Origin of the sequence: Epilithonimonas mollis (genome assembly GCF_900142325.1) — a bacterium.
Lineage (GTDB): Bacteria > Bacteroidota > Bacteroidia > Flavobacteriales > Weeksellaceae > Epilithonimonas > Epilithonimonas mollis.
In genome coordinates this window covers 111,530-127,619 of record NZ_FRAM01000003.1, presented here as the reverse complement: position 1 = coordinate 127,619, position 16,090 = coordinate 111,530, and the positions used below count along the sequence as shown (strand labels likewise).

14 protein-coding genes are annotated in these 16,090 nt (G+C 36.5%); 9 read left to right on the top strand and 5 right to left on the bottom strand.

Annotated features, from left to right (window positions below; translation table 11 throughout):
* The first annotated feature begins 45 nt into the window (after positions 1–45).
* Positions 46–648, top strand: a complete 603-nt coding sequence (locus tag BUA97_RS12905) for a MarC family protein (protein WP_072998895.1) — start codon at positions 46–48, stop codon at positions 646–648.
* Positions 649–660: 12 nt separating this feature from the next.
* Positions 661–855: a hypothetical protein gene (locus BUA97_RS12900; protein WP_072998893.1), complete on the top strand. Its 195-nt coding sequence runs from the start codon at positions 661–663 to the stop codon at positions 853–855.
* A gap of 161 nt (positions 856–1,016) precedes the next feature.
* On the opposite strand, the gene gap is transcribed toward BUA97_RS12900, so the two are convergent.
* Together gap and pfkA are read right to left on the bottom strand one after the other, a co-directional pair.
* Complete coding sequence (gap, locus tag BUA97_RS12895; protein ID WP_072998891.1) at positions 1,017–2,021, bottom strand: type I glyceraldehyde-3-phosphate dehydrogenase; 1,005 nt, start codon at positions 2,019–2,021, stop codon at positions 1,017–1,019.
* Between the two features lie 45 nt (positions 2,022–2,066).
* The gene (gene pfkA, locus BUA97_RS12890; protein WP_072998889.1) at positions 2,067–3,053 is read right to left on the bottom strand and encodes a 6-phosphofructokinase; all 987 of its coding nucleotides are present in this window, start codon (positions 3,051–3,053) and stop codon (positions 2,067–2,069) included.
* A gap of 218 nt (positions 3,054–3,271) precedes the next feature.
* Here pfkA and BUA97_RS12885 point away from each other — a divergent pair, with 218 nt between their 5' ends.
* Positions 3,272–4,198: a malate dehydrogenase gene (locus tag BUA97_RS12885; RefSeq protein ID WP_072998887.1), complete on the top strand. Its 927-nt coding sequence runs from the start codon at positions 3,272–3,274 to the stop codon at positions 4,196–4,198.
* Between the two features lie 64 nt (positions 4,199–4,262).
* Here the strand turns inward: BUA97_RS12885 and BUA97_RS12880 are convergent, their stop codons facing one another.
* The gene (locus tag BUA97_RS12880) at positions 4,263–5,171 is read right to left on the bottom strand and encodes an NAD(P)/FAD-dependent oxidoreductase (RefSeq protein WP_072998884.1); all 909 of its coding nucleotides are present in this window, start codon (positions 5,169–5,171) and stop codon (positions 4,263–4,265) included.
* Positions 5,172–5,279: 108 nt separating this feature from the next.
* Between BUA97_RS12880 and BUA97_RS12875 the strand changes: the two genes are divergently transcribed.
* On the top strand, positions 5,280–5,654 hold the full coding sequence (locus BUA97_RS12875) for a Fur family transcriptional regulator (protein WP_072998882.1): 375 nt from the start codon (positions 5,280–5,282) through the stop codon (positions 5,652–5,654).
* Positions 5,655–5,656: 2 nt separating this feature from the next.
* Here BUA97_RS12875 and BUA97_RS12870 read toward each other — a convergent pair whose 3' ends face one another.
* Positions 5,657–6,223 (bottom strand): DUF4256 domain-containing protein, encoded by a 567-nt coding sequence (locus BUA97_RS12870; protein ID WP_072998880.1) that lies wholly within the window; start codon positions 6,221–6,223, stop codon positions 5,657–5,659.
* Between the two features lie 132 nt (positions 6,224–6,355).
* Between BUA97_RS12870 and BUA97_RS12865 the strand changes: the two genes are divergently transcribed.
* The 5 genes from BUA97_RS12865 to BUA97_RS12845 all read left to right on the top strand — a co-directional run bounded on the left by BUA97_RS12865 (position 6,356) and on the right by BUA97_RS12845 (position 13,249).
* Positions 6,356–8,479 (top strand): TonB-dependent receptor domain-containing protein, encoded by a 2,124-nt coding sequence (locus BUA97_RS12865; RefSeq protein WP_072998877.1) that lies wholly within the window; start codon positions 6,356–6,358, stop codon positions 8,477–8,479.
* A gap of 141 nt (positions 8,480–8,620) precedes the next feature.
* On the top strand, positions 8,621–10,267 hold the full coding sequence (gene pafA, locus BUA97_RS12860; protein WP_072998874.1) for an alkaline phosphatase PafA: 1,647 nt from the start codon (positions 8,621–8,623) through the stop codon (positions 10,265–10,267).
* Between the two features lie 134 nt (positions 10,268–10,401).
* Positions 10,402–11,172, top strand: coding sequence for a TIGR02757 family protein (locus BUA97_RS12855; protein WP_072998872.1), 771 nt, complete (start codon positions 10,402–10,404; stop codon positions 11,170–11,172).
* A 199-nt stretch (positions 11,173–11,371) separates the two neighbouring features.
* Complete coding sequence (locus BUA97_RS12850) at positions 11,372–12,040, top strand: YceI family protein (RefSeq protein WP_072998870.1); 669 nt, start codon at positions 11,372–11,374, stop codon at positions 12,038–12,040.
* A gap of 573 nt (positions 12,041–12,613) precedes the next feature.
* Positions 12,614–13,249, top strand: a complete 636-nt coding sequence (locus tag BUA97_RS12845) for an NAD(P)-dependent oxidoreductase (RefSeq protein ID WP_072998868.1) — start codon at positions 12,614–12,616, stop codon at positions 13,247–13,249.
* Between the two features lie 27 nt (positions 13,250–13,276).
* On the opposite strand, the gene uvrA is transcribed toward BUA97_RS12845, so the two are convergent.
* Positions 13,277–16,066, bottom strand: a complete 2,790-nt coding sequence (uvrA, locus tag BUA97_RS12840; RefSeq protein WP_072998865.1) for an excinuclease ABC subunit UvrA — start codon at positions 16,064–16,066, stop codon at positions 13,277–13,279.
* Positions 16,067–16,090: the final 24 nt, after the last annotated feature.

Here is a 16,090-nt window from a genome sequence, read left to right as displayed (position 1 = left end):
TTTCAAAAATATTTCTTATTTTTGCGAAATCTTTAAAATTAAATTATGGAGTTTTTAGGAGAATTTTCGATCAAAGAAACAATGACCGCTTTTATGGTTTTGTTTGCGGTAATTGATATTTTAGGTTCTGTCCCGATTATTGTTTCATTGCGACAGAAATTCGGAAAAATAGAATCTGAAAAAGCCGCTATTGTTGCAGGATTATTGATGATTTCTTTTCTTTTTATTGGAAATAATATCCTGAAATTTATTGGTGTTGATGTCAATTCTTTTGCTATTGCCGGGGCATTTGTAATTTTTATAATTGCAATCGAAATGATACTCGGGATAGAAATTCATAAAACCAATCAGCCGCAGGCAGCATCAATTGTTCCGATTGCTTTTCCGCTCATAGCAGGTGCCGGAACGCTTACAACCACTTTATCTTTAAGAGCAGAATATCATGATATCAATATCATATTTGGAATTGTGCTCAATACAATTCTGGTATATATTGTACTCAAACTTGCGCCATGGATCGAAAGAAAAATGGGCGAGGGATCACTACAGGTATTGCAAAAAGTTTTTGGAATTGTTCTTTTGGCTATCTCTATTAAATTATTTACTGCTAACTTTGCACAACTGTTTCAGAATTATATTCACTTTTAACAATCTTGACAAATGAAAACATTTTATAAGATATTCCTTATTCTTTTTGTCCTCTTTATTGGATTCAATTTTTATGCTATCGATTGGAGAGCAGGGTTTTTTGATGAAGAGAACACCAAGTTCATATTCTCTTTATCATCAGGGATTTTAGGAATTATCGTAGTTTATATCCTCCATACATGGAGTAAATTGGCAGAGAAAAAATAAAATTTAAGATTTACATTTCTATAATTGGAAATATTATAAGAAAGAGCCTGGTATTAAAGGCTCTTTTTTTTGTTTAAATTGACTTGATTTATAAAAATGCCTCTGAAAATATTACTTTCAGAGGCATTGAACCTTAAGGGTTTTATGTAATTGTATTCAGATTATAAAGACGCTGAATGAACCAGCATATCTGCTAATTTGTTTGAATAACCCCATTCGTTATCATACCAAGATACCAATTTTACGAAAGTTGGATTTAGCATGATTCCTGCTTCCTTGTCGAAGATAGAAGTTCTTGCATCGCTCACGAAATCCTGAGAAACAACAGCATCTTCTGTGTAACCAAGAATTCCTTTCAGTTCACCTTCAGATGCAGCTTTGATAGCGGCACAGATTTCTTCGTAAGAAGTTGGCTTGTCTAATTTTACAGTTAAATCCACTACGGAAACATCAGCAGTTGGAACTCTGAAAGACATACCTGTTAATTTCCCGTTCAGAGAAGGTATTACTTTTCCTACTGCTTTTGCAGCACCTGTAGAGGAAGGGATGATATTGTTAAGTGCAGATCTGCCACCTCTCCAGTCTTTTGCAGATGGTCCGTCTACAGTTTTCTGAGTTGCAGTAGTAGCATGTACAGTTGTCATCAGACCTTCAGCAATTCCGAAGTTATCATGGATTACTTTTGCCAATGGTGCAAGACAGTTTGTCGTACAAGATGCGTTTGAGAAGATTTTGATATCATCTGTAAGTTCTTTGTGGTTAACACCCATCACGAACATTGGCGTATCATCTTTTGAAGGTGCAGAAAGAATTACTTTCTTAGCGCCAGCGTTGATGTGAGCCTGAGCCGAATCTTTTGAAAGGAATAATCCTGTAGATTCTACGATATATTCTGCACCAACTTCATTCCATTTCAGGTTGTTAGGATCTTTCTCAGCTGTTACACGGATTGTTTTTCCGTTAACTACAAGATTATTTCCTTGTACTGATACTTCTCCTTTGAACGCTCCGTGAACCGAATCGTATTTTAGCATATAAGCCATATATTCAGCATCGATAAGGTCATTGATACCTACAACTTCGATGTTGCTTCTTTCGGCCATAGCTCTGAAAACTAAACGTCCGATTCTCCCGAATCCGTTGATTCCTACTTTAATTGTTGACATATTAAAAAAAATTAAGGTTTTGTTATTTATTTGTTTTAAGTTGAATTACATCGCAAGGATCTCAGCAATCTGAAGCAAATTCTTGTCGATTTCGTTATGTTTTTTAATGGCGTCTTCTATGGCCGTGTATGTTATTTTATTAGCCTGCATTCCTACCATTACTTTATTTCGTCCTTCCATCAGACCCACAACAGCACCATAACCAAGGTTGCTGGCAAGAACTCTGTCTGCACAACTTGGAGAACCGCCTCTTTGTATATGTCCAAGAATGGTTACTCTGATATCATAATTTGGAAATTCTTCTTTTGTTGCTTTTGCAAGATCATAGATGTTGCCAAGTTCTTCACCTTCAGCGACAACTACAACACTTGACGACTTGCCGACTTTCTCAGCCGTTCTGAATGTATTAAAGAGATCTTCCATGCTGTCTTTTCTCTCCGGAATGAGGATGTCAAGAGCACCCGTAGCAATCCCACTGTTGAGAGCGATGAATCCGGCATCACGTCCCATCACTTCCACAAAAAAAACTCTGTTGTGCGAAGTGGCAGTATCACGGATCTTGTCAATCGCATCCATTGCTGTATTTAGTGCCGTGTCGTATCCTATTGTATTATCTGTTCCAAAAATATCATTGTCGATAGTTCCAGGGACACCGATTACCTTGATCCCAAATTCTTCGTTGAAAACCTTGGCTCCTGTAAAACTTCCGTCTCCACCAATACAAACCAAAGCATCAATTCCCAATTTCTGACATTGTTCAAAAGCTTTTTTTCGACCTTCGTAAGTCATGAATTCTTTGGAACGGGCAGATTTAAGAATTGTTCCGCCCTGATTAATTATATTTTTCACGGAACGCGGCCCCATTTTGGTAACATCACCTGCGATAAGACCATTGTAACCTTCTCGGATTCCGTAGCAGTTTATTTTGAAATGATTCGCTGTTCGTACAACTGCTCTAAGTGCGGCATTCATTCCCGGGGCATCACCTCCGGAAGTCAGAACCGCAATAGATTTAATGTTGTTTTCTGACATATTTTTAATTTTTTTCTAAGCAAATTTACGAATTTTGAACCACATTTTAAGCTTCATTTCAGGATTGTTAGATAATTTATATCATAGGTTAATTGAAATGAATCTGGTCAAAATATGACAAATGTTTGAATTAATTTTTTTTCGGGCTTTGGAAGTTTTATTATATTTACGGTCATAGAATTCAGGATTTTACACTAATATAAATACATTTAATAATTATGAAAGTTACCGTAGTAGGAGCTGGTGCAGTAGGAGCAAGCTGTGCAGAATATATCGCAATGAAAGACTTCGCTTCTGAGGTTGTTTTGGTAGATATCAAGGAAGGATTTGCAGAAGGAAAGGCAATGGATCTGATGCAGACCGCTTCCCTGAATGGTTTTGATACAAAAATCACCGGAACAACAGGAGATTATTCAAAAACGGCAGGTTCCAAAGTGGCAGTTATCACTTCCGGAATTCCTAGAAAACCGGGAATGACGAGAGAAGAATTGATCGGAATCAATGCCGGAATTGTAAAAGAAGTAACTGAAAACTTAGTTAAGCATTCTCCGGATGTCATTATTATTGTGGTTTCTAACCCGATGGATACAATGGCTTACCTGGTTCACAAAACATCTGGTCTTCCAAAAGAAAGAATCATAGGGATGGGTGGTGCCCTGGATTCTGCAAGATTCAAATACAGATTGGCGGAAGCTTTGGAAAGTCCAATCTCAGATGTGGACGGAATGGTAATCGCAGCACATTCAGATACTGGAATGTTACCTTTGTTCAGCAAAGCTACAAGAAACGGAGTTCCTGTTTCTGAATTTTTGACTGATGAGCAAAAAGCTTCCGTGATCGAGGAAACTAAAGTCGGAGGAGCAACATTGACCAAATTATTGGGGACTTCTGCCTGGTATGCACCAGGTGCGGCTGTTTCTGTAATGGTTCAATCGATTCTTTGCGATCAAAAGAAAATGATCCCTTGTTCTCTAATGTTAGACGGTGAATACGGACAAAGCGATATTTGTTTGGGAGTTCCGGCCATCATCGGGAAAAATGGTGTTGAGAAAATCGTGAACATCACTTTGACAGAAGAAGAGCAAGCAAAATTCGCTGAAGCAGCAAAGGCTGTGAGAGATGTGAATGGTGATTTGAAGGTTTAATATTTCAATCTTGTGATAAATGAAACCGTCTTGATTATGAGACGGTTTTTTTTGTATTTATTTATCAGAAATTTTCCTGCGTCAACTCCGCATTCACCATTGCACCCGCAAAATTTCCTGTGTAAACAGCATTCGCAACCGAGCGCATTGGGCTGGAATTGTCGCCACAAACGTACAACCCGGAAACATTCGTTTTTTGGAAAAGGTCAGTTTTAATGTGACCCATTTCCGTCATTTCACAACCTAAAGATTTTGGAATATCCGAGTGTTGATGAAAAGGAAATGCGCCGTAAACAGCTTCAAATTTCAGTTCGTGATTATCCGATAAAATCAAACTTTCAATATTTCCGTTTTGATGCTGGATTTCATCAATTTCTGTTTCGATGATATTGATGTTGTTTTGCATCAATTTTCGAGTTTGCTCCTCAGTAAAATCAGATTTTCCTCGGGTTAGAATAGTTAAGTTATCTGTTAAATTATTGACCAAAGAAGCAATATGAAATCCACGTTCGCCATTTGCAATAATTCCGGTTTTTTTAGTTTTAAATTCATAGCCGTGACAATATGGACAATGGATTAGAGAGATTCCCCAACATTCCCAAAAACCTTTGATATTCGGAACTTCATCCACAATTCCCGTTGCAAAAATGAGTTTTTTAGCCTTGAAGATTTCGCCTCGTTTGGTCGTGATTTCGAATCCATTTTCCGTCTTTTTTCCTTCTATTGCCAATCCATTATAAAATTCAACTGTGTCATATTTTTTGACTTGCTCTTTTGCTAAGGTCGAAATTTCTTTAGGCGTTTTCCCATCCTGGGTCAGGAAATTATGAGAATGTGGTGTTTGGATATTACAAGGTTTTTCGTTGTCAATGATTAAAACTTTTCTGAGTGACCTGCCCAAAGCCATTCCTGCAGAAAGTCCGGCGTAACTTCCTCCAACGATTATGACATCGAATGTATTTTCCTGTTTCATATTTTTGAATTTTTAAGATAAATATCTTCGGAATGAAAAATTAAATACTTATTCCTTGCCAAAGTTAGGATTAATTTTTATTATTGCAACTAAATCGCATTAATTAAAATGAAAAGAAGAAGTACGCCTACCAAAGATGCTGTTTTGAGTGTTTTAGCAGATTCCAAAAAAGCAATGAGCCAGGATTCTATTATGAAAAAGATTGCCATAAATATAGATAGAGCTACGGTTTACCGTGTTCTCAATCGTTTTTGCGAGGACGGAATTCTACACAGGATTGTTGCGGAAGACGGAAAACAATACTTTGCTGTTTGTATCAAATGCGAAGAAAAAAAATTGGCAGACCATCATTTTCATTTCAGATGTACGCAATGTGAAACGATAGAATGTCTGCCGGTTGCTGTTCAGTTTTCTTTAGAAAGCGGTTATTGTGTGGAAAGTGAGAACTGTGTTCTGACGGGTATTTGTAAAGAGTGTACTTAAAATCAGATTCTCAAAATTCCCCGAAAACCTCTTGCTGCATAGTAAGATTCTGCGCCGTTGTGATAAAGGAAAACTGTATTGTAACGCTTGTCACAGAAAATCGCACCGCCTAATTTTCGGATTTCGTCAGGTGTTTTTACCCAGCTCGACGTTTTTAAATCAAAATTTCCAAGTGTTTGTAAATATCGATATTGTTCTTCACTCAAAATTTCAATTCCAATTTCAGTAGCCAAATCAATCGCACTATTCACAGGTTTGTGCTCTTTTCTGGAGTCAAGAGCTTTTCTGTCATAGCAAATACTTCGTCTGCCTTTTGGACTTTCTGCGGAACAATCGATAAAAAGATATTCGTTTGTTTTATTATCATAACCAACAACATCTGGCTCGCCTTCAGTTCTTTCCATTTCATTAAGCGACCATAATTTCTCAGGACATGACTCCAGTTTTTCCTGAACATTATTCCATTTTATATTTTCATGCCGATTAGGATAAGATTCGAAACGGTTTTTCAGAACACTGATCAATGTCTCTTGCTGATCCGCAGACAGCTGAGATTTGTAATTTTTCATAATTGTATGATTTAATTATACTTTTCAAATTGTTTGTCTCAAATTTAACTAAAATCCGATTTGATAAAAATTTATTGATTCTGATGTAACATAATGTAATTACAATTGTCTTATATATTATAAACAATAACAATGAAGTCAGCATTATGCTTTTTAGGATTATTATCCTTTACATTCAGTTTTGCCCAAAACCAGGACACTTTAAAATCCAAAGAAATAGAAGCAGTAACTGTTATTGCTAAAAAACCTACTGTCCAAAGTAAAGCGGACAGAACGGTTTTTAATGTCGAAAACAGCTCTATTCTCGCCGGAAACACAACTTGGGACATCGTTCGGATGACGCCGCTCGTTAGCATTGATAACAATGATAATGTAAAAGCAGAAGGAGAATCGGTAACGGTTTATATCAACGACAGAAAATCGGTTTTTACAGGTAAAGAACTGAAGGAATATCTGAAAACGATTCCTGCAGACAACCTGATGAAAATAGAAGTCATTACAAGTCCTTCTTCCCGTTATGAAGCAACAGGTGCAGTGATCAATATCGTTCTGAAAAAGCGGGACGATGAAGGTCTGAAAGGAAGTGTTTCATTAACCAATACCCAGAATACTAAGAATAATCAATATGGAAGTCTGAATCTGAATTATCATAAAAAGAACTTCACTCAGACGTTTGGAGGAAGTTATGGTGACAATATTTTCATAACAAAAAACTCTTCAATAGTTACCACATATGAAGATAAAAAAGTCAAAAATATCAATGCGGAAAGTATATTCAAAAATAAAAATCCTTCGGTATCATCAACTTCGGAGTTCGAGCTCAATGATAAAAATAATGTAGGGCTTGTCCTGGAATATTATCAGGGCAAAAGAAACTCTACTTCCAATTCCGGCGGTACAACCTATGTAGATGATGTTTTGCAGGATACTTTTGTTCAGAATATGATGAGGTCTTCGGTTGCAAAAACACTTGGTAGCAATCTCTTCTATAAATATTATGACAAGGAGAAAAATAAAATTCTGGATATCAACTTAGGAGTCAATTATGATTCTGATAATGGAAATACCATTTTCAATGAAACAGCTTTGATACCTAATTTTTATAGGATAGATTCTTACACTCAGACCAGGAATTATTACGTAAAAGTTGATTATACAACACCTTTAGGAAAAAATGGCGGAAGTCTGGAAGTTGGTGGCAAAGTTGATTTTAATAATAATGTTATTCCAAACAATTATTTTGATTTTCTGAATAATGCTAATAATGCAACCAGTGATTTCCGATATACAGACAACATCAACTCACTTTATTTCACTTACAGCAAAACCTTTTTTGAAAAGCTTGAGACAAGAGTAGGTTTGCGATATGAACATATTGATTACAAAATCACGGAAAATGCTAATGAAAGAAAAGATTCTTACGGAACTTTTATGCCCAATCTTTTGCTGAAGTATGCTTTTTCACCAGATTATGATTTGAGTCTGACCTACAATCACAGTCTTTGGAGACCTTGGTATTCGGAATTCAACCCGTTTGTTTTGCCTGGAAATAATGGGATGTACTATCGTGGAAATATGGACTTGCTTCCTAATCCAAGCGACAGAATCGTAATGAAATTCGGTTTATTCAAAAAGTATTTTTTATCAGCCAGATATATGTTTACAGACCAGGATTACTGGAACAAGTTCGTAGAGGAAGACGGAAAAACAATTTCTGTGTCGGATAATTTCAAGGGAAAAGTTGAAAAGTTTTATCTTTTTGCCAACACCAATCAGAATCTATTCAAAAATAAACTGAATGTCAACTTAGGAATCGGTTGGTATTATATAGATAACAGCGATTTCAACAGGAAAAATGGGTTGAATCAGACAAACAACTATATCAGTTATATCGGTGGTTCTACCAATCTGTCTTACACCAATTTGTTTAATAAGAATATTAATATCAGTGGTTGGTTCAGTGTTGATAATCAGAATTACGGAAACTCTGTCGCGAATAAATACAATTTCTTTCATAACATCTCTGTAACCAAGATTTTCCCAGTTTCTCAAATCGAAACAAGCTTACAGTTGATGAACATCTTCAAAAGACCAAGTGTAGACAATACAACTTACAGCTCGACAGGGATGATTCGAAATTATAACAAATGGGATTGGTACGGATTCTCGCTCACATTTGTGAAACGTTTCGGGAACCAAAAAGTAAAAGAAAATACAAAAACCGATGTCGAGAAAAACTCTGGCGGAAGTAAATAAATTTTCAATGATAAATTAAAGAGAACGAGCATTGGCTCGTTCTTTTTGTTTTGTGTAGTTGAGGTCTGAAAACTTTAATAATAATTTCACATCCTAAAACTTTTGAAAGCCGTAAATTTGGCTTAAATAAAAAGTAGATCAATGTTCAGGAAAATTCAGATTTTCGTTTTAGCAGTTGCTACATTTGGAAATGTAAACGCACAGAAAACAAAGTTAAATTCAGGAGAAAGACCAAAATTAGTTGTAGGATTGGTGGTTGACCAAATGCGCTGGGATTATCTTTACCGTTTTGAGAAAAAATTCGGGAAAGGCGGTTTTCAGAGACTTTTGGGAGAAGGTTATTCTCTTAACAATGTTCATATTCCTTATATTCCGACCGTTACTGCGATTGGGCATACTTCCATTTACACAGGTTCGGTTCCTTCCATTCATGGGATCGCCGGGAACGACTGGACGGATAAAGAAACCGGAAAAAATGTTTATTGCACAACAGACGATAGTGTAAATCCGGTTGGAACCGATAATAAAAGAAACGGAAGTCATTCTCCCAAAAACCTTTGGTCAACAACTGTTACGGACCAATTGAGAATCGCAAGTAATTTCAGATCGAAGGTCGTTGGAGTTTCTTTGAAAGACCGTGCTTCTATTTTGCCTGTAGGTCACAATCCAACGGGCGCATTCTGGTTTGATGATTCTGCCGGGAATTTCATCACAAGTTCTTATTATATGAATGAGTTGCCGAAATGGGTAAAAGATTTCAACGACCAGAAAGTTCCTGAAAAACTCTTGGCCAGCGGTTGGGAAACAGCTTTGCCGATTGCAGACTACACAGAAAGTACGGCCGATAATGTAGAATGGGAAAAACCTGTTGGGAGCGCAAAAGAGCCAGTTTTTCCATACAAAAATTTATTATCTGATTATTCAAAGCAAAAAGGCGTTATCAGAACGACGCCTTTCGGAAATACTTTGACTCTGAAATTTGCAGAAGCGGCTTTGGATAATTATGCCTTAGGAAAAGGAACTGAAACCGATTTCCTGGCGATCAACCTGGCTTCGACGGATTATGTTGGACATTCTTACGGACCAAATTCAATCGAGGTTGAGGATACATATATCAGATTAGACAGAGATTTGGCTGCGTTTTTCAAAATGTTGGATGAGAAAGTAGGAAAGAATAATTATTTGGTTTTCTTGTCTGCTGACCACGGTGGAGCGAATGCTGAAGGATTTTTAAAAGCCAACAAGATCTTAGGCGGTTTCTTTGATGAAGGAATGGAAAAAAATCTGGGTACTGAATTGGAGCAAAAATATGCTAATTCTAAGCTGATTCTCGGAATCGATAATTATCAGATCTACCTGAACCAAACTTTGATCAAAGAAAAAAAACTGGATGAGGAAGCTATCAAAACAACAATCATCGATAATCTGAACAAAGACCCAAGAGTTTTGTACGCTGTAGATTTGAAAAAGATTGGTTCATCCGCTATTCCGGAGCCAATAAAATCAAGAGCTATCAATGGGTACAACTGGCAGAGAAGTGGTGATATTCAAATCATTTCTCACGATGGGATGTTGCCAACTTATGCTAAAAAAGGAACGACTCACAGTGTTTGGAATTCCTACGACTCTCACATTCCATTGATTTTTATGGGTTGGGGAATCAAGCATGGCGAGAGCAACGGCGATTATTCTATGACAGATATTGCACCAACAATCTCAGCATTACTTCACATCGAGTTTCCAAGCGGTGCCATCGGAAAACCAATTACAGAAGTGATTGGGAGATGAGAAGAAGGAAGTAAGAAGTGAATTCTTTCTTTAATTTTAAAAATAACATAAAAACTCAATATTGTCATTCTGAAAGAAACTCAGCAAACGGATTCTTTCGGAGTGACATTTTTTTTGGACATTTGCAGTTGATTATGAATTTAACCGAAAAAGATATATTCGATTTGCTGAATGAAAAAGCAGAACTCTACAATTCTCCGGATTTTATTACCGATGACCCGATTCAGATTCCGCATCGTTTTTCTTTGAAACAGGATATCGAGATTTCTGGATTTTTATCCGCAAGTATCGCTTGGGGAAATAGAAAATCGATCATCAATGATGCGAACAAAATGATGGAATTGATGGGAAATTCGCCGTTTGATTTCGTAATGAATTTTACTGATTCTGATTTGGATAGAATTCCCCAAAAAGCGATTCACAGAACTTTCAACCACGAAGATTTTGTTTTCTTTCTCAAGAATTTCAGACGAATTTATACACAGTTTGAAAGTCTGGAAGATGTGTTTCTAATCAATGAAAATGAAAGCAATTTCTCTCATTCTATCGAGCGTTTCAGAAATCATTTTATTTCGGAAGTCCATCGTGGACAAAAACACGTGAGTTCGCCTTACAAAAATTCTGCTTCCAAGAGATTGATTATGTTTCTGCGCTGGATGGTTCGGAAAGATAAAAAAGGCGTTGATTTCGGTATTTGGGAAAAGATTGACCCGAAGTATCTTTCTGTCCCACTGGATGTTCACACTGCGAATATTTCAAGAAAACTAGGAATTCTTACCAGAAAACAAAACGATTGGAAAGCGGTGGAAGAACTGGACTTCATTCTCAGGAAATATAATGCTGTTGACCCGGCGGTTTACGATTTTGCTTTGTTTGGATTGGGTGTTTCCAAGGAATTCGAGTGATATTTTTTACCACAAAAGTCAAAAAGTTTTCACGAAGAACATAATTGATTTTATTATTGAATATGAATTTATTCTTCTGCAAAAATATTGTGTCTTTTGTGTCTTAAAAAAAGTTTCTTGATGTACATCAATGCGGTGTGAAGATTTAAGGTCTTATTTTTGCTGCAAGAAAAATCAATATTAATTTAAAATATTATCTATGAAAAAATTAACGGTATTGGCATTGGCAGGCGCTACTTTGATGTTTACGGCTTGTAATGACAAAAAAGAAAAAGTGAAAGATGCACAGGAAGTTGCAGCAAAAACAGGTGAAGCATACAACGTAGATTTGGCAACATCCAACGTAAACTGGAAAGCTTTTCACAAAGGCGGTTTTGCGCCACGTTGGGGAACTCTTAACCTGAAGTCTGGTGAAATCACTGTTGAAAATGATGCGGTAACTTCTGGAGATTTCGTAATCGATATGACTTCTTTGAAAGTTGACCCTGCATCTGTAACCGAAGCTGACAAAAAACCGGCTGATCTGGAAGCACACCTTAAGAATGAAGATTTCTTCAACGTTACTAAAAACCCAACTTCAGATTTCAAAATCACTTCTGTAGCTGATTTAGCTGGAGATTTGCCGAAAGATGCGGTTGCAGGCGCTAACAAAACGGTGAGCGGAAACTTGACATTATTAGGAAAAACGCTTAATGTTTCTTTCCCTGCGAAAGTAACTGTTGCTGAAGGTAAAGCTAGTGTTGAAGCTAAATTTACTGTAAACAGAGCAGATTGGGGAATCAAATTCGGGACTGATGAAACTGACCCTGCTGAATGGATGATCAGTAAAGATATTGAAATTGGTATCAATGTGAATGCTTCAAAATAAGTAAATTGTAAAAATGAAAAGAAAGACTGCTTCGAAAGAAGTGGTTTTTTTTTTGTAATTGAAAACACTTCGACTCCGCTCAGTGTGACATTTCTTAAATTGTCAGGCTAAGTGGAGTCGAAGCATTTGAAAATAAAAGAACCGACTCTTTAGAAGCCGGTTCAGTAGATAAAAACATCTCATTTTTTAGTTAGACAACAACAAAAAAGGACAGCCGACAATGCTATCCCTTAAATTTTTATATCAAATTTAATTTGAGTAATTCCGATTGGATCAAAAGCAAATTTTGTGTTCATTTCCTAAATCTCTATTGTAAATTTAAAAAGAAAAACAATACAAAATGTAAACTGAATGTTAAAATTTCATACTTATCCACATTTTTTTGTGGATAACTCATAGCAAAGTTCTTTTTTGTGAGAATATAAAATAATTTAATACTTTTGTTCCATTACAATCTCTTTATAAAATATCACATCTTATCAGGCTTATTTCTATAAAAGTCTGAGATATGAGGAATCAAATCTATTGATTTCTAAAATTTTTATTTTCTAATACAATTTAAAGAGAATTATAATGAAACTACATAAAATTGCCATCATTGGCGGAACAGGAAAGGCAGGAAGCTTTCTTGTAAGAAAACTTATTGAAAAAGGTTACCAAATCAAATTACTCTTAAGAAATCCAGAGAATTTTCCAGATCAAAATCCTTTAATCGAAATTGTAAAAGGTGATGCAAGGGATTATGATTCAGTTAATGAATTAATAAAAACTTGCGATACTGTAATTAGTACAATTGGCCAGCCTAAGGGAGAAAAATCAATATTTTCTGAATCAACGAAAAATGTTATACTATTTCTGAATTCTAACGAAATCAAAAGATATATCGTGATAACAGGTCTGAATGTCAACACACCATTCGACAACAAGAATGAAAAAGTTAAAATGGCAACCGAATGGATGTATCAGAATTATCCTGAAACAACTTTGGATAAACAAAAGGAATATGAACTTCTGACAGAAAGTAATTTGGATTGGACTTTGGTAAGATTACCTTTGATAATTCAGACTGATGAAAGTTTTGCAACTCAAACTAATTTACATGATTGCATTGGTGAAAATATTAGTGCAAATGATTTGTCGGAATTTTTGATTTCTCAGATTGATGATAAAACTTATTTTAAGAAAAGTCCATTTTTGTATAACTTATAAAAGAAAGAGAGTCATTTGACTCTCTTTTTATTTTAGTTTCTCCGCAATATACTTCGCAGTAAAAGATTTTTTCTCTTTAATCAAATCTTCCGGTGTCCCTGTGAAAACTATCTCGCCACCGTATTTTCCTGCATTGGGGCCAACATCTATAATATGGTCTGCACACTTGATTATATCCGGCTGATGTTCAATCACCACCACCGAATGTCCTAATTCTATCAATGCCTGAAGCGATTTCAATAATTTTTTGATATCGTGGAAATGCAAACCAGTTGAAGGCTCGTCAAATACAAATAAAGTTTTTTCCGTCGTCACACCTTTTACAAGGAAAGACGCCAACTTTACTCTCTGCGCTTCTCCACCGGAAAGAGTAGAAGAGGACTGACCGAGTTGAAGATAACCCAAACCAACATCCTGAAGTGGTTTTAGTTTGGTAGCGATTTTTTCTTCATGGTTTTCTTTGAAAAATTCTAACGCTTCATCAACCGTCATATGAAGAATATCGGAAATGTTCTTCTCGTCGTATTTTATTTCGAGGATTTCTTTCTTGAAGCGTGTTCCGTGGCAAACTTCACATTCCAGCTCGATGTCTGCCATAAACTGCATCGAAACAGTAATCACACCGTCGCCTTTACATTCGTCGCATCGTCCGCCATCTACGTTGAAAGAGAAATGTTTCGGTTTCAAACCTTGAACTTTCGCAGATTTTTGTTTAGCAAAAAGGTCACGGATATCATCATAAGCTTTCAGATAAGTCACAGGATTGGAACGGGATGATTTTCCAATCGGGTTTTGGTCAATCAATTCGATATTCTGAATCAGTTTTTTTGGAAATTCTACCGAATCATAATCCGTTTTTTTTCCACCCATTCCGAGTTGAATCTGAATCGCATTTGTCATCACTTCTTTCATCAGTGTTGATTTTCCACTTCCGGAAACGCCGGTGACAACAGTGAGACATTCCAATGGAATATTGACATCAACATTCTTCAGATTATTTTGACGAGCACCTTTTATTTCAATAAATTCTTTTGTCTTTCTTCGTTTTACAGGAATTTCGATTTCCAAATCGCCATTCAGATATTTCGCTGTCAAAGTATCGGATTTCATCATTTCCTTATAATCGCCACTGAAAACCAAATCACCACCAAGATAACCCGCTTCCGGACCAATATCGATAATATAATCTGCTTCTCGCATTACGTCTTCATCATGTTCAACAACAATCACGGTATTTCCCAGGTCTCGCAATTGTTTCAAAACACCAATCAGATTTTCTGTATCCCTTGAATGCAGACCAATACTTGGCTCATCCAAAATATAAATGGAACCAACCAATGAGCTTCCTAAGCTGGTTGCCAGATTAATTCTCTGGCTTTCTCCGCCGGAAAGAGTGTTCGATGTTCTGTTTAGTGTCAGATAACCCAGACCAACTTTCGTCAAAAATTCTAGTCTTGTTTCGATTTCGTAAGTCAGTCGTTTGGCTATTTCTCTGTCGTGGTCGTTGAGTTTTAAAGTTTTGATTAATGGAAGCAGTTCATCCAAAGGCAATTCGATCAAAGACTGAATATTATGTCCGTCTATTTTTACCCAGCTTGTTTCTTCTCGCAATCTCAGGCCTTCGCATTCGTGGCAAATGGTTTTTCCACGGTAACGGGAAAGCATCACCCTGTATTGGATTTTGTATAGATTTTCCTCCAGCATTTTGAAAAAATTATCAATGCTCGGGAAATTTCTGGTTTTGTCGCCTTTCCAAAGATATTGTTTCTGCTCTTTGGTCAGTTGATGATAAGGCTTATGAATAGGGAAGTCTTTAGCTTTTTTTATGAAATCCTTTTTCCATTCGCTCATGCTTTCGCCTTTCCATGAAGCGACTGCATCCTCGTGAAGCGACAGGTTTTTGTTCGGAATCACCAGATCTTCATCAATCCCAATCACTTTTCCGTAACCTTCGCAAGTCGGGCAAGCACCATAAGGATTGTTGAAGCTGAAATAATGAACATTCGGTTCGTTGAAAACGATGCCGTCTAATTCAAATTTATTGGAAAACTCACGGGTTTTCCCTGTTTCTGTATTTTTAAGTGAACAATAGCCGTGACCTTCATAAAAAGCCATTTGGATAGAATCTGCTAAACGTTGCAGGAAATTCTCATCTTCCTCATAACTGAATCTGTCGATCACGAGATTAATCGTCATATCCTTTTCGGGCGTGAATCCGAAAGATTCCAAATCCTCGATTCCGGCAAGATTTCCGTTCACTTCCAATCTGGTGAAACCTGAAACTTTAAGGGTTTTAAGTAATTCAGCAAATATTTCTTTCTCGAAGGTCAAAGGTGTTAACAATAAAAAAGTGGAATCTTTTTTGGAAGCCTTGATGAAATCTATCACATCCGTCACGCTGTCTTTCTTCACTTCCTCGCCCGATATCGGCGAATAAGTTCTTCCAACTCTGGCGAACAGTAATTTCATATAATCGTAAATCTCCGTAGAAGTCCCGACCGTAGAACGCGGATTGGAAGAAATTACTTTTTGCTGAATTGCAATCGATGGAGCCAAACCTTTGATATCATCAATTTTTGGTTTTTCCAATTTACCCAAAAACTGACGTGCATAGGAACTCAGACTTTCCACATAACGCCTTTGTCCTTCGGCATAAATGGTGTCGAAAGCCAGTGATGATTTTCCACTTCCCGATACACCTGTGATCACAATCAGCTTGTTCTTCGGAATCAGAACGTCGATGTGTTTCAGGTTGTTGAGGTGTGCGTTTTTAACGAAAATATATTTTTTGATATCGATTTCAGAAGCTGTAGCCATAGTAAAAATAAGACCTACAAATTT